Source organism: Pseudomonas sp. UBA6323 (assembly GCF_002439135.1).
In the GTDB taxonomy this organism is placed as follows: Bacteria; Pseudomonadota; Gammaproteobacteria; order Pseudomonadales; family Pseudomonadaceae; genus Aquipseudomonas.
The window spans coordinates 1-14,726 of sequence record NZ_DJSX01000088.1 but is presented as its reverse complement, the minus strand read 5'-3'; the positions used below and the strand labels follow the sequence as shown (position 1 = coordinate 14,726).

Below are 14,726 nucleotides of genomic sequence, written 5' to 3'. Positions count from 1 at the left end.
CATTCGGGCCGCCCTTTTCGGGAGTTCGGTGTTACAGCAGGTCGTACTGCTTGAGCTTCTTGCGCAGCGTGCCACGGTTCAGGCCGAGCAGCTCGGACGCCTTGGTCTGGTTACCTTTCACATAATTCATGACGGTTTCCAGCAGCGGCGCTTCGACTTCGGTGAGCACCAGGTTGTACACGTCGGTGACGTCCGCGCCCTCGAGATGGGCGAAGTAGTTGTGCAGCGCCTTCTCCACGGCGCCGCGCAGGGTCTGGCCCTCTTCGCTCGGCGTGTTCAGGTGCTGTTTAAGGCTGGTGTTGTCACTCACGGGTGCAATTCCACTCACTAGGGTCTCTGTCATCAACGTCATGCGGCCACCTCGTTTTCATCGTTGTGCCGTTCGCGGAAGAACGCGCGAACGTGGGCGCACTGTGCGTCCGTGCTGTCCAGACGGTTGAACTGGGCGCGAAACTCCCTGGCGCCCGGCAGGGTTGCCAGATACCAGCCGACATGCTTGCGGGAGATGCGTACGCCCATCAATTCGCCATAGAAGGCGTGCAGTGCGGCAAGGTGTTCCAGCAGAATGCGTTCCACTTCGAGCAGGCTCGGTGCCGGCAGGGTCTCGCCGGTACGCAGGTAGTGCTCGATTTCACGGAAGATCCACGGCCGGCCCTGAGCAGCGCGGCCGATCAGCAAGGCGTCGGCGCCGGTGGCGTCGAGCACGGCCTTGGCTTTTTGTGGGGAGTCGATGTCGCCATTGGCGAACACCGGAATCGATACCGCCTGCTTGATGGCGGCGATGGTCTCGTACTCGGCTTCGCCGGTGTACAGATCGGCGCGGGTGCGGCCGTGTACGGAAAGTGCAGAAATACCGGCGTCTTCGGCGATTTTTGCCACGGTAACGCCGTTCTTGTTCGCACGGTCCCAGCCGGTGCGGATCTTCAGGGTCACCGGAACGTCCACTGCGCCGACCACGGCGTCTAGGATCTCGCGCACCAGCGGCTCGTCACGCAGCAGGGCGGAACCGGCGGCCTTGTTGCAGACCTTCTTGGCCGGGCAGCCCATGTTGATGTCGATGATCTGCGCGCCCAGCTCGACGTTCTTGCGCGCGGCGTCGGCCATCATTTCTGGGTCGCCACCGGCGATCTGCACCGAGCGCGGCTCGGGATCACCGGCATGCAGCAGGCGCAGGCTGGATTTACGGCTGTTCCACAGGCGCACATCGCTGGTGACCATCTCCGACACCACCAGGCCGGCGCCGAGACGACGGCACAGCTGGCGGAACGGGCGATCGGTGACGCCGGCCATAGGGGCCAGGATCAACCGATTGGGCAATGTGTAGGGGCCGATACGTGGGGCCGACATGGGGCGTCCCTGCTTGTTGGTTCGCAGTTGAGACTGTAAGCGATCAACACCTGGCCTCCACTGTGTCCTCAGGGGAAACGATGGTGGGTCGGTGCTCGCGAAAGGGTGGGCATGATACCCGCTCTGGATGACCGGATAAAGGTCGTTTTGAACAAATTCTGAACAGCTATGGGCTTATCGCCAGTAGTTAGATGGGCAGTCTGCGACCACGGGTCGCGCCGCCTTCGGGCTAGTCGGGCGAGTGGAAGCTGAGGCTGTAATTGACCGCGCGGGTACCGGGGTCGAGGATGTCCAGCGAGATATGAATGGGCGTCTGCGGCGGCATTTCGCTCTGCCCGGCCAGCTCGCCTGCGAGGTATTCGCTGGGTTTGAAACGACGGCTGGCGACCAGTTGCCCACCCAGGTCGGCGAAGCGCATTTCCAGTAGTGGGAACGGCTGGGCGAAGGGCGCGCGGTTATAAAGGATGGCGTCGACGATCAGCGCTCCGGAAAATTCCGGGTGGCTGCGCACCACCAGGTTGCTGCTGCGAATCTGGCCGATATCGACTTTCGACGGCAGCGTGCAGCCGATGCTAGGGCACAGCTGTTCGAACCAGGGGCGATAACGATCCTGGCGCGCCAGTTCATCGAAGTTGTAGGCGGCGTATTGCGCCAGCAGCCCGCCTGCCGCCAGCAGATTGAGCAGGCCCCAGCCGAACACGCGTCCCCAGGCGATGCCCTGTGGTTGGCGCCAGTCGAGCTGCAGGGGTTCGTCGTCGAGTTCGAACAGGCGCTCCTCGCGCAGGCCCGGCTCGTTGCGCGTCACCCTGGGCGCTTCACGCTCGCTGTGCAGGTCTTCGTCCTGCTGCTCGCGCTCGTCGGGTTCGTCCTCGAGATTACCCAGGCGCGGCTCGTCGGTTTCGTCGAGGTCGTCGTCGAGGGCCTGCTTGCGGGGCGTGACCGGCGGGGCGAACTCGGTGTTGGCCTTGGGCTCTGGTGCGGCAATCGGTTCGGGCTGATGGTCGGTCGGTTGCAGTTCGAAGCTGTCGCGCTCGTGCTTCGCCGGCTCGTCACGCAACAGGGCTTCGGCCCAGGCTTCGTCATGCGCTTCTTCGCGTTCATCCGCCGCGTTGCTGTCGAAGTTCTCGCTGTAGCGCGGCGCTCGCTCCAGGGCGAGGAACTGCTGCGACAGTTGCTGCTCCTGCTCTTCCAGCCTGGCCAGTTCCTCGTCCAGGTCAAGGCTGTCCAGGTCGAGGTCGTCATGAATCCACAGGGTATCGTCGACCGGCTTCTTTACCGGCTTGGCACTGGTGTCGGCTTGAGCCTGGCTGACCTGATCGCTAGTCGCTTTGCTTGGCGTTGGCGTCGTCGTGCGGGAACCGAACAACTGTTCGGCGGCGTTGAACACGTGCAGGCAGGCCCCGCAGCGCACGGCGCCATGGGCAGCAGCCAGCTGCGCCTGGCTGACGCGGAAGCTGGTACGGCAATGGGGGCACTGGGTGACGTGGCTTTCGCTCATGCGCGGGTCCGGAAAATCCAAGCGGCTAGTCTAAAGGAGCGGCTTCAAGCTGCAAGCCACAAGCTGCAAGTAAGGGCAAAGCAGCCCGGCCTTCATCCGGGCTCGCCTGCAGGTTGCGGCCTTCAGTCTTGCCGCGTGCTTAGCGTTTGACCCCGCTGATGCGTACCCAGCCGTCCTTGGTGGCGGTCGGGTCGAGGTCGAGGGCGCCGGCATAGGCGGCGCGGACTTCATCGGCCTGCTCGGCGAGGATGCCCGACAGCGCCAGGCGTCCACCGCCTTTGACCAGCGCAGTGATTTGAGGTGCCAGGGAAACCAGCGGGCCGGCGAGGATGTTGGCGACGACCACGTCCGCCGGCTGCTGCGGCAGATCGGCCGGCAGATAGACCGGGAAGCGTGTCGGGTCGATGCCATTGCGCGAGGCGTTGTCCCGCGAGGCTTCCAGGGCTTGTGGGTCGATATCTGTGCCTACCGCCTGCGGCGCGCCGAGCAGCAGGGCGGCGATGGCGAGGATGCCCGAGCCGCAGCCGAAGTCGAGCACGTCGCAACCTTCAAGCGGCTGACCGTCGAGCCATTCCAGGCACAGTGCGGTGGTCGGGTGAGTGCCGGTGCCGAAGGCCAGGCCCGGATCGAGCAGCAGGTTCACTGCATCCGGCTCCGGGGCGGCGTGCCAGCTCGGTACGATCCACAGGCGCCGGCCGAAGCGCATCGGCTGGAAGTTGTCCATCCAGCTGCGCTCCCAGTCCTGATCCTCGATGCGCTCGACATGATGCTCCGGCAGCGAGCCGCCACACAGCAGTTGCAGGTGGGCGATCAATGCGGTCTCGTCGGTGTCGGCTTCGAACAGGGCCAGCAGATGGGTATGCGACCACAGCGGCGTGGTGCCCAGGTCCGGCTCGAAGATCGGCTGATCTTCGGCATCCATGAAGGTCACCGATACGGCGCCTACTTCCAGCAGGGCGTCCTCGTAGGTTTCCGCCTGTTCGGGAGTGATGGCGAGACGGACTTGTAACCAGGGCATGGGGCAACTCTCTGTGCGAGCCGCGCGGTCGAGCTGGGCGCGGCGTGTTTGATTCGGGTGCCCGAAGGCGAGGCAATGGGCTGACTCAGGTACTGACGTCGGGATTGTCCCAGTCGTTCTGGCCATCGTTATCGATCAGCCAGTTTAAAGCGGCGTGGCGTTCCATGACTACGCTTGCGTTCATGCCGGCGGGCATTGGTGCCTGTTTCAGGCGTGCATCGACACAGGCCCAGTGGTAGCGATAGATCAGATCGGCCTCGTCGAGGATGCTGTGGATATCGCGCAGACGAGTGTGCTGCAGGAACGCCGCGAAATCCTCATGCCGTGAAACGGCCTCGATGGCGAAGTCGCAGTCGATGGTCTGGTTGGGAAAATCCAGCGTCTCGACGATGCCCAGGGCCCAGAGCAGCACCCAGTAGGCCTCGTACTTCCAGACCATGTTGATCACGTCCTGTTGCTCGCCCTGATTGTTGAGGATGCGCACTTCGGCCGGTGTCAGCTGGGTGATGCCGTATTGCTCCAGCAGTTGCTGGCACCATTGCGCTGTGTCAGGCGAATAGTTGCCGGCATTGCGGTCACAGGCGGCCTGGATGGTGATCAGGCAGGCAATGGCGCGCTGGGCGATTTCCTCTGCACTGCGCACGCGAACCTCGCTGGCGGGTTCGATCATTGGCAGATGGTCGATATGGGGAATGCCGGCTGCCTTGAGTCTGGCGATGGAAGCGGCCTTGCGCTGTTCGGGGCTGAGTCCATTCATGTCGTTCATCCTTCTCGGGTGGAATGAAAAAGGGAGCGGCCATGGCCGCTCCCTTTCGATGCTACAAGAACCTGCTTAGTGCTTGTCCATACCCAGTTTCTTTTCCAGGTAGTGGATGTTCACGCCACCTTTGACGAAACCCTTGTCGCGGGTCAGGTCGCGGTGCAGCGGCACGTTGGTCTTGATGCCGTCGACCACGATCTCGTCCAGGGCATTGCGCATGCGCGCCATGGCCTCGTCACGGTCCTTGCCGTAGGTGATCAACTTGCCGATCAGCGAGTCGTAGTGCGGCGGCACGCTGTAGCCACTGTACAGGTGCGAGTCGACGCGAACGCCATTGCCGCCCGGGGCATGGAAGTGCTTGACCTTGCCGGGGCTGGGCATGAAGTTGTCCGGGTCTTCGGCGTTGATCCGGCACTCGACCGAGTGACCGAGGATCTTCACGTCTTTCTGCTTGATCGACAGCGGGTTGCCAGCAGCGATGCTGAGCATCTCCTTGACGATGTCGATGCCGGTGACCATCTCGGTGACCGGGTGCTCCACCTGAACACGGGTGTTCATTTCGATGAAGTAGAAACGACCGTCTTCGTAGAGGAACTCGAAGGTGCCCGCGCCACGGTAGCCGATCTCGACGCAGGCATCGACGCAGCGCTTGAGCACTTCGGCGCGGGCCTTTTCGTCGATCAGCGGGGCCGGCGCTTCTTCGATCACCTTCTGGTGGCGACGCTGCAGCGAGCAGTCGCGGTCATACAGGTGAATGGCGTTGCCCTGGCCATCGGACAGCACCTGGACTTCCACGTGACGCGGGTTGCCGAGGAATTTTTCCAGATAGACCATCGGGTTGCCGAACGCGGCACCGGCTTCGGTGCGGGTCAGCTTGGCCGACTTGATCAGGTCTTCTTCCTTGTGCACCACGCGCATGCCGCGACCACCACCGCCGCCCGCGGCCTTGATGATCACCGGGTAGCCCACTTCACGGGCGATGCGCAGGGCCTCTTCCTCGTCTTCCGGCAGCGGGCCGTCGGAGCCGGGAACCACCGGTACGCCGGACTTGATCATGGCGTCCTTGGCCGACACCTTGTCGCCCATCAGGCGGATCACGCTGGCGGTCGGGCCGATGAAGGCGAAACCGGAGTTCTCCACCTGTTCGGCGAAGTCGGCGTTCTCGGCGAGGAAGCCGTAGCCCGGGTGGATGCCGGTGGCGCCGGTCAGCTCAGCGGCGCTGATGATCGCCGGGATGTTCAGGTAGGACTGCGCGCCAGCTGCCGGGCCAATGCAGACGGATTCGTCGGCCAGGCCCAGGTGCATCAGTTCGCGGTCGGCGGTGGAGTGCACGGCCACCGTCTTGATACCCAGCTCCTTGCAGGCACGCAGGATACGCAGGGCGATTTCGCCACGGTTGGCGATAAGGACTTTTTCCAGCTTCTGCATTGCAGGCTCCCCGTGCATCAAACGATGGTGAACAGGGGTTGGTCGTACTCAACCGGCTGGCCGTTTTCCACCAGGATGGACTCGATCACACCGCTGGCTTCGGCCTCGATGTGGTTCATCATCTTCATCGCTTCGACGATGCACAGGATGTCGCCCTTCTTCACGGTCTGACCGACTTCGACGAAGTTGGCCGAGGTTGGCGAAGCGGCGCGGTAGAAGGTACCGACCATCGGCGAGCGAGCCACGGTGCCGTTCAGTTTCGGCGCAGCGGCCGGAGCGGCTTCAGCGCCCGGAGCGGCGGCTGCGGCTACAGGCGCGGCGGCTGGAGCGGGTGCCGGGGCGTAGATCGGCTGGGCGGCATAGGCCGGCTGCTTGCTGTGACGGCTGATGCGTACGGACTCTTCGCCCTCTTTGATCTCCAGCTCGTCGATACCGGACTCTTCCAGCAGCTCGATCAGTTTCTTGACTTTACGGATATCCATGAAGGGTCAACTCCCAGAGGTGAGGTAGGACTTGTCTACCAGGCTACGCGTCAGGCGCGCCCGGTCAGTTGTTCGAGTGCTGCTTCCAGGGCCAGCCGGTAACCGCTGGCGCCAAGCCCGCAGATCACCCCTACGGCAACGTCGGAAAAGTAGGAGTGATGGCGGAACGGTTCACGCTTGTGCACGTTGGACAGGTGCACTTCGATGAATGGGATGCTCACCGCCAGCAACGCGTCACGTAATGCGACGCTGGTATGAGTAAAAGCGGCAGGATTGATCAGGATAAAGTCGACACCTTCACCCTTTGCGGCGTGAATGCGCTCGATCAGCTCGTACTCGGCATTGCTCTGCAGGTACAGCAGATGGTGACCGGCCTCGCGGGCGCGCTGCTCCAGATCCTGATTGATCTCGGCAAGGGTGGTGGCGCCATATTTGTCGGGCTCGCGGGTGCCGAGCAGGTTCAAGTTGGGGCCGTGCAGCACCAGTAGAGTGGCCATGGTCGCGTTCCTTGTTGTTCGGGCTGCGCCGGACTATGCCGTAGCGCGTACGATAACGGCAATAGCCGACACGATGCCCGGCGTTTGCGGCAGAAATATGACTATAGCGCTGGTTTTGGTCGTTGCCAGGGCTGGTTGGCCGCGCGCGATGAGGGTGTCGACCGCTCTAGCGACCGGCCTGACGGCTGCTGGCCCGGTCCAGGCGGGTGGCGAAGGTGGCGGCATCGACCTCACCTACGACACGCAGGTCGAGCAATTCGTCACCATTGCCGGCGAACAGCTGAATAGCGGGAGGGCCGAACAGTTTGTAGCGGTCGAGCAGGGCGCGCTGGGCGGCGTTGCTTTCGGTGATGTCGAAGCGGATCAGGCGCCAGCCGGCCAGTTTGCTGCCGACCTCGGCATTGCCGAACACCTCGCGCTCGATCACCTTGCAGCTGATGCACCAGTCGGCGTACCAGTCCAGCAGCAGCGGCTGGCCGCCAGCTTTGGCCTCGGCCAAGGCCGCGTCCAGTTCGGCCGGGCTGCTCAGGGTTTGCCAGGCGCCGCTCTTGGCGCTGCTCTGGCTTGCGCCAGCCTGCAACTGACCGAGCGGCTTGAGCGGATCGGTGGCGCCCTGCAGGGCGCCGACCCAGGCGGCCAGGGCATAGACCAGCAGCGCCAGCCCGGCGATCTGGCCGAGCTTCTGTAGGTGCGTCTTGGGCCCGAACTCCAGCGCGCCGAGGAACACCGCCACGCCGCCGGCCAGCAGGCCCCAGAGTGCCAGGCTGAGGCTGCCCGGCAGGACGCGCTCGAGCAGCCACACCGAAACGGCCAGCAGCAGCACGCCGAAAGCGTTGCGCACGGTGACCATCCAGGTGCCGGTTTTCGGCAGCAGTGCACCGCCGCCTACGGCGAACAGCACCAGTGGCGTGCCCATGCCAAGGCCGAGCGCGAGCAGCTTCAGGCCGCCGCCCAGGGCATCGCCACTGGCGCTGATATAAAGCAGCGCGCCGGCCAGCGGTGCGGAAACGCAGGGGCTGACCAACAGGCTGGAAAGGACGCCGAGCAGGGCGGCATTCACATGCGAACCACCCTGAGTCTTGCCGGCGAGACGATCCAGTGGCTCGCTGACGAAGCGTGGCAGGCGCAACTCGAACAGGCCGAACATGGCCAGCGCGAACACCGTGAAGAAGGCCGCGAAGGGCACCAGCACCCATGCTGATTGCAGACGCGCCTGCAGATTGAGGCCGGCACCGAACAGGCCCATCAGGGTACCGAGGACGGCGAAACAGATCGCCATCGGCAGCACATAGGCCAGCGAAAGCGTCAGGCTGCGCAGGCCACCGAGTTGGCCGCGCAGCACCACGCCGGAGAGGATCGGCAGCATCGGCAGTACGCAAGGCGTGAAGGTCAGTGCCAGGCCGCCGAGAAAGAATAGCGCCAGCTCCTTCCAGTTCCAGTCAGCCGCGACAGGTGCCGCATCGCCGCTAGCGGCGGGCATGTCACCGATCTCGATGAACTCGGTTTCCGGCGGGTAGCACAGGCCCTTGTCGGCGCAGCCCTGATAGCCGACCTGCAGGCGCAGCGGGCGGTTGTCGGGGTTCTCCAGCGGCAGGCGAATATCCAGCACGCCGTAATAAACCTCGACATCGCCGAAGAATTCGTCGTGCTTGGCCTGACCAGCGGGCAACTCGGGCTCGCCGAGCGCCAGGTCTGCCGGTTCGACGCTAAAGTTGAAGCGGTGGCGGTAGAGGTAATAGCCCTCGGTGGCGACGAAGCGCAGGGTCACCGACTGCGCATCGCTGCTGACCAGGCTCAATTTGAAGGCTTCGCGTACGGGCAGGAAATCGCTGCTGTTGTTCAGCGGCGCGCCGATCGGCGAGGCGGCCGGGCGCTGATCGAACAGGCCGGCGCTGGCGGGCAGGCTCAGGCAGAGCAGAAGCAGGGGAAGCAGCAGGCGACGCAGTGACATCGGGCGAATATCTCGGCGAAAGGTGGCGGCATGATACCGGAAAGCGCTCAGCCGCATCGCTGTCGCCACGCCGGAGCGTCGAATGCCGGGGATGAGCGGAACCTTGGAGATGGCCGGTCTGCGGGAGTTCCTGCCGAGAGTCGCCTGCGCTGCCGTGTCGCAGGCCCTGTTCGTTCAGTGCCTAGACGCGAAACGCCTGCACGGCGCTGTGCAACTGACCACCAAGCTGCAGCAGGCGCTCGCTCTCGTTGCGCCCGTTGGCGATCAGACCGAGGTTTTCATCACCCAACTGATGGATGCGTTCCCCATGTTCGCGGATCTCGCCGACTGCGCCGCTCTGCTGGGCGGTGGCCTCGGCGATGCGCTCGGCCATGCTGGCGATGGTGCGGATGGCGCTGACGATCTCGTCCAGCGCGCCATCAGCCGTCTCGGCCTTGCCTGCGGTGGCTTCGGCATGCTCGACCTGGGCGCGCATGGCCTGCACGGACTGGTGGGCGGCCTGCTGCAGGCGACCGATCACCTCCTGGATTTCCGCGGTGGCACTGCCGGTTCGCTGCGACAACGAGCGCACTTCGTCGGCGACCACGGCGAAGCCGCGGCCGGCCTCACCGGCACGCGCAGCCTCGATGGCGGCGTTCAAGGCCAGCAGGTTGGTCTGTTCGGCAATGCTGCGGATCACTGTCAGCACGCCACCGATGGTCTCGGTTTCGCTGGCCAGGCGTTCGATGGCCTGGGCATTGTCCTGTACCTCGCTGACCAGCGCATGCAGGCCCTCCAGGCTCTGGCCGATGACCTGCTGGCCGTGCACCAGAGCGCGGTCGGCATCGCGGCTGGCATCGGCGGTCTGACTGGCGTCCTCGGCGACCTGGCCGATGGTCGCTTCCAGCTCGCCCAATGCATCGCGGATCAGCGCGGTATCCCCGGCCTGGCGTTCGGCGCCGCCGTGCAGACCGCCGCTGAGGTCGGCCAAAGTGCGGCTGGAGCCGGCGACCTGTTCGGCATGGCCGCGAATGCTGGCGACCAGTTCCACCAGATAACGACGCAGATGATTGAGCGAGTCTTCGATGTCGCGCAGCTCGCGGGTGCGTGAGTTGATCGAGACCGGCGTGGCGAAATCGCCGCCGGCCCAGCGCGACAGGGCCGGGACCAGGTTGCCAAGCACCTGCGACAGACGCCGCTGGATGCGATCGATGAGCAGGGCGATGAGCAGGATCAGGCCGATCATCAAGCCCTGGACCACTCGCACTTCGCCCTGGATGCGTGCGTACTCGCCTTTGACCAACGGCTCCAGCGCAGCCAGGGCCTGCTGCACCTGGCTCACGCGCTCGGTCGTGGTCACGGCCAGTTGCTGGCGCTGCTCGACCAGCTCCCGGGTGCGCTGCAGTTCGCCGGGATAGCGGCGCACCAGCGTGCTCAGCTCGCGCTTGAGGTCGATACCGCGGTCCTGTGTCTGTTGCTCCTGCTCGTCGTCATCCAGCCCGAGCAGGGCGGCGAAGCCAGCGCTGGCGGAACTGTCGGCCTGCTGCACACCAAGCAGTGGCAGGCTGTCGAGCGCTTCCACTTGCTGGCCCAGGGCCTTGAGTTCACGCTCGACGTCACCGAGCAGCTCGCTGCGACCTTGGCTGGTGAAGCGTTCACGAGCATGCGCCAGCTTCAGCAGGCGCGAACCCGCCTCCTGCAGCGGCTTGCGATAGCTGGCGGCGCCTGGGCTGCTGGTGCTGTCGACGTACTGACCCAGTTGCTCCAGCGTGGCGAGCATTTCGCGTTCGGCCTGTAGCAGCAACCCTTGCGGATCGCCCGCCAGCTTGCCGGCGGCGAGTAACTGGTTGGCGCTGAACTCGCGCAACTGTTGCAGGCTTGGGCGCAGTTCACTGGCCAGTTGTTGCGGAAGCTGTTCCAAGGATTCGTCGAAGGCGTCGATGGCCTGGGTCGCGGCGCTGTGCTGCACGGCATTGCCACTGGCCAGGTAGGCCTGGATGTTGTCCGCCACTTCGTGCTGAAACTGCTGAGACAGCGTCAGGTAGCGCTCCATCAACTGCACCGGCTGCTGCAACGCACGCTGCGACCACCAGAGTGTTGCTGCCAGGGCGACGCAGACGGTGACCAGCAGCAGAGTGTTGAGATTGGTGAGCAGCTTGAGGCGCATGGCGGGCTCGATCGACAACTGAACGATGCGCGCGAGCTTATTGCGGTTTGATTACAGGCTTATGACGGCGTGCGCTGCATCACGTTTCGTGGGCAGCCGCAGCGGCCGTCAATCGACGCTGAATAGCTCGACCCGGTTGCGGCCGCCATGCTTGGCCTTGTAAAGCGCTTCGTCAGCGCGCTTGGACAGCGAGTTGCCATCCAGGCCCGGTTGCAGCATGGCGATGCCGCAACTGAAAGTGCAGGACAGGTCCTGCGGCTGCGCCGGGTAGTGGATCTCGGCGAATCGCTGGCGAATTTCCTCCAGCACCCTGAGCGCCGATTGCTCGTCGGTATCGGGCAGCACCACGGCGAACTCTTCGCCACCGTAACGGCCGATATGGTCGGTCTTGCGCAGGCGTTGCTTGAGGAATAGCGCCAGGCTCTTGATCACCCGGTCGCCCATGGGGTGGCCATAGGTGTCGTTGACCTTCTTGAAATGGTCGATGTCGAGCATGGCGAAGGCCAGCGGCTGCTCTTCGCGGCGCGCGCGGTAGCAGGCGTCGTCGAGCAACTGCAGGGTGTGGGTGTGGTTGTACAGGCCGGTGAGGCTGTCGCGCACCATGCGCGCCTTGAGGTTGCGCGCGCGCGCCGCGCGGTTGCGCACGGTGGCGATCAGATGGCGCGGCTTGATCGGCTTGGTCAGGAAGTCGTCGCCGCCCTCGCTCATGGCGTCGAGCTGCTTGTCCAGGTCGTCCTCGGCCGACAGGTAGATGATCGGCACGCTGACGTAGCGGTCGTTGTGGCGAATCACCTTGGCCAGCTCGGTGCCGTTGCACTCGGGCATATACATGTCGAGGATGATCAGGTCCGGCTGGAACTCGGCCAGCGCATCCATCGCCAGGATCGGCTCGGTGAGCGTATGGGTGAGGATGCCGGCGCTGTTGAGCACACGTTCGGTGTGAGTCGCCTGGGCCTTGGAGTCGTCGACGATCAGCACCTTGTACGGGTCGTACTGCGAAACGTGGGTCAGCACCTCGATGCGTTCGAGCAGGCTCGAGGCATCCAGCGAGCCGGTGAAGAACTCCTGGCCACCGGCGCGTACCGCGGCCAGGCGCGTGGGCGTGTCGGTGTCGCAATGGCTGAAGAACAGCAGCGGAATCTTCTGTTCCAGGCCTTCCTGCACCGAATTGGCCAGTTCCAGCCCGGCGCCGGCGAAGTCGACGTCCATGACGATGGCCGCAGGATGGCGTTCGGTGATGGCGGCGCGGAAGGCGCGCTCATCGCGCAGCGCCTGCGCGGCGAGGCCGAAGAACTCCAGCTGCTGGGCCAGGCGCTCGCCACGCTGAGCATCCTGCAGGGTGATGTAGACCGGCTTGCGCAGCGGCGGCAGAAAGGTCTGCTCGAAGGCATCGCTGTGGCGCAGGCCGGTACGTGAGAGGCGCTGCATGGCCTGATTGAGCCGAGCGATCAGGCTACTGTTGAGTCGGCCACGGTTTTCCGCCACTTCATCCAGGCTGGCGCCGATGCTTTGCGCCAGCTGTGCGTGCTCGACCTGTTCGAAGCGCTCGGCATAACGCAGCAGGCGCAGGTTGGCCTCGGTCAGCTCGGTCATGCCGACATCGTTCCATTCGCTGCGTTGTAGGCGTTGCCAGACTTCCAGCACCTGACGTGCCTGGTGAATCACGCGCTGGGCGAAGTGATGCTTGAGGCGATCGCGACTGGGGTCGGGGTGCTCGGTCATGGGCCGACTTCTATAAGTGGTTAAGTAAGTGGTGGCTTGATGCTATCACTTGAGGGGGGCGATGACATTGCCGTCGATCAATTGACGTCGGTATTTCTGTCGAATAAGCGACACAAATAGCGTTTTCCCGTACCAACGGTAAGTTTGCCTCTGTTCCCTGCGCTTTGCTGTGGGCTTGTCTTATAGTGCGCAACAGGTCGCAACCCGTTGCCCGGGTTGTGGTCGAACACTCGAATTCGTTTGAAAAGGACACTGCCATGCTGGATTGGAAGAATCGTGCGACGAACTCGCCAGAGGGCGCCGACAAGGCCTCAGGAGGCAGCCGCAGCGGCGGTAGCCTGATCGCCCGGGCACTGGGTGGCCTGATCGGCGTCTATCTACTGATCGCTCTGGTGGTCGGCTGGTATTGGAGCCAGGAGCCGTCTGCCTTCCAGGTGCAGCAGCACGCGCAGAGCGCGGCGCAGCAGGCGCAGCGGCAGATAGTGACCGGCTACACGACGGTGGAAACCCTCAAGCAGGTCGCCACTACGCTGCTCGACAAGCCGGGCGGCTACCTGTCCAACGACCTGGCCCCGCCGGGTCTGTGGCTGGACAACATGCCGAGCTGGGAATACGGCGTGCTGGTGCAGGTGCGTGATTTCTCCCGCGCGCTGCGCAAGGATTTCGCCCGCTCGCAGTCGCAGTCCACGGAGAACCCGGACCTGGCCAAGGCCGAGCCGCGCTTTCACTTCGACAACAAGAGTTGGGCGCTACCGGCGTCCGAGTCCGAGTATCGCGAAGGCATCAAGTCGCTGGACCGCTACCTGGCCGACCTGAGCCAGAAGAATGCGCAGTTCTATGCCCGTGCCGACAACCTCAACAACTGGCTGGGCGATGCCGGCACGCGTCTCGGCTCGCTGTCGCAGCGCCTCTCCGCCAGCGTCGGCCAGGTGCGCCTGAACGAGAACCTGCAGGTCGGCAACGACGCCGAAGAGTCCGGCCTGGTCGGGCGCGACGGCGTATACGAGACGCCTTGGCTGCAGATCGACAATGTGTTCTACGAAGCCCGCGGTCAGGCCTGGGCGCTGGCTCACCTGCTGCGCGCTATCGAGGTCGATTTCGCCGACGTGCTGGCGAAGAAGAACGCCACCGTCAGCGTGCGCCAGATCATCCGCGAGCTGGAGGCAGCGCAAGCGACCTTGTGGAGCCCGATGATCCTCAACGGCAGCGGCTACGGCATTCTCGCCAACCACTCGCTGGTGATGGCCAACTACATCTCCCGTGCCAACGCCGGCCTGATCGACCTGCGCCAACTGCTGAGCCAGGGGTGATGGACGCGATTTCGGCGACCGAGGCGGCGCATCGCGCTGCTTCGGACCGGGAGCGGGTCGCCTGGGTCGACGAGCGCGATCAGCCCTTGGGCGGCGTCACCCGCGCCGAGCTGCGCGAGCGCCGGCTGATCGGGCGTGGTACCTATATCCTGTTGTTCAATTCGGCCGGTCTGCTGTGCGTACACCGGCGCACCTTGAGCAAGGCGCTGTATCCCGGCTACTGGGATGTCGCAGCCGGCGGCATGGTGCTGGAAGGCGAGGGCTATCGGCTCTCTGCCGAACGCGAACTGGCCGAGGAGCTGGGCATCGTCGACGCCGAGTTGGTCGAGCATGCGCACTTTCTCTACGACGCGCCGGAGAGCCGATTGTGGTGCATGGCCTACTCGGCGGTATCCGACGCGCCGCTGGTGCTGCAGCCGGAAGAGGTGCTGGAGGCGCGCTTCATCAGTATCGAACAGGCGCTTGAGGAAACTCGCCACCTGCCATATTGCCCGGACTCGCTAGCGGCGCTGCAGCGCTACATAAATAGGCCGCTTGCGGCCTTCCGATGACCCTCTCCCATTTATG

Annotated in this window: 13 protein-coding genes; 2 read left to right on the top strand and 11 right to left on the bottom strand. The window is 64.3% G+C overall.

Annotated elements, in window-relative coordinates:
- Positions 1 to 31: 31 nt before the first annotated feature.
- From fis to B3P22_RS20590, 11 genes are all read right to left on the bottom strand, one after another.
- Positions 32 to 352 carry a DNA-binding transcriptional regulator Fis gene (gene fis / locus B3P22_RS20640; protein ID WP_026088753.1) on the bottom strand — a complete coding sequence of 107 codons (321 nt, stop codon included), beginning with the start codon at positions 350 to 352 and terminating at the stop codon, positions 32 to 34.
- Entirely contained in the window at positions 349 to 1,347 is a 999-nt protein-coding gene (gene dusB / locus B3P22_RS20635) for a tRNA dihydrouridine synthase DusB (RefSeq protein WP_296272366.1), read from the bottom strand. The genes fis and dusB overlap by 4 nt, the downstream gene beginning before the upstream one ends.
- A 229-nt stretch (positions 1,348 to 1,576) precedes the next feature.
- Complete coding sequence (locus B3P22_RS20630; RefSeq protein ID WP_296272365.1) at positions 1,577 to 2,845, bottom strand: DUF3426 domain-containing protein; 1,269 nt, start codon at positions 2,843 to 2,845, stop codon at positions 1,577 to 1,579.
- Between the two features lie 139 nt (positions 2,846 to 2,984).
- The gene (gene prmA, locus B3P22_RS20625) at positions 2,985 to 3,863 is read right to left on the bottom strand and encodes a 50S ribosomal protein L11 methyltransferase (RefSeq protein WP_296272364.1); all 879 of its coding nucleotides are present in this window, start codon (positions 3,861 to 3,863) and stop codon (positions 2,985 to 2,987) included.
- Positions 3,864 to 3,948: 85 nt separating this feature from the next.
- Positions 3,949 to 4,620: a DUF4272 domain-containing protein gene (locus B3P22_RS20620; RefSeq protein ID WP_296272363.1), complete on the bottom strand. Its 672-nt coding sequence runs from the start codon at positions 4,618 to 4,620 to the stop codon at positions 3,949 to 3,951.
- A gap of 75 nt (positions 4,621 to 4,695) precedes the next feature.
- Positions 4,696 to 6,051 carry an acetyl-CoA carboxylase biotin carboxylase subunit gene (gene accC, locus B3P22_RS20615; RefSeq protein ID WP_296272362.1) on the bottom strand — a complete coding sequence of 452 codons (1,356 nt, stop codon included), beginning with the start codon at positions 6,049 to 6,051 and terminating at the stop codon, positions 4,696 to 4,698.
- 17 nt (positions 6,052 to 6,068) lie between these two features.
- The gene (gene accB, locus B3P22_RS20610; RefSeq protein ID WP_275547259.1) at positions 6,069 to 6,533 is read right to left on the bottom strand and encodes an acetyl-CoA carboxylase biotin carboxyl carrier protein; all 465 of its coding nucleotides are present in this window, start codon (positions 6,531 to 6,533) and stop codon (positions 6,069 to 6,071) included.
- 50 nt (positions 6,534 to 6,583) lie between these two features.
- Entirely contained in the window at positions 6,584 to 7,030 is a 447-nt protein-coding gene (aroQ, locus tag B3P22_RS20605) for a type II 3-dehydroquinate dehydratase (RefSeq protein ID WP_275547258.1), read from the bottom strand.
- A 166-nt stretch (positions 7,031 to 7,196) separates the two neighbouring features.
- The gene (locus B3P22_RS20600) at positions 7,197 to 8,981 is read right to left on the bottom strand and encodes a protein-disulfide reductase DsbD (RefSeq protein WP_296272361.1); all 1,785 of its coding nucleotides are present in this window, start codon (positions 8,979 to 8,981) and stop codon (positions 7,197 to 7,199) included.
- 181 nt (positions 8,982 to 9,162) lie between these two features.
- Positions 9,163 to 10,206, bottom strand: coding sequence for a methyl-accepting chemotaxis protein (locus B3P22_RS24005; RefSeq protein WP_419096454.1), 1,044 nt, complete (start codon positions 10,204 to 10,206; stop codon positions 9,163 to 9,165).
- A gap of 1,029 nt (positions 10,207 to 11,235) precedes the next feature.
- Entirely contained in the window at positions 11,236 to 12,849 is a 1,614-nt protein-coding gene (locus B3P22_RS20590) for a response regulator (RefSeq protein ID WP_296272359.1), read from the bottom strand.
- 257 nt (positions 12,850 to 13,106) lie between these two features.
- Between B3P22_RS20590 and B3P22_RS20585 the strand changes: the two genes are divergently transcribed.
- Together B3P22_RS20585 and B3P22_RS20580 are read left to right on the top strand one after the other, a co-directional pair.
- Positions 13,107 to 14,159: a DUF2333 family protein gene (locus tag B3P22_RS20585; RefSeq protein WP_296272358.1), complete on the top strand. Its 1,053-nt coding sequence runs from the start codon at positions 13,107 to 13,109 to the stop codon at positions 14,157 to 14,159.
- Positions 14,159 to 14,710, top strand: a complete 552-nt coding sequence (locus B3P22_RS20580) for an NUDIX hydrolase (RefSeq protein WP_296272357.1) — start codon at positions 14,159 to 14,161, stop codon at positions 14,708 to 14,710. The genes B3P22_RS20585 and B3P22_RS20580 overlap by 1 nt, the downstream gene beginning before the upstream one ends.
- The last annotated feature ends 16 nt before the right edge of the window (positions 14,711 to 14,726 follow it).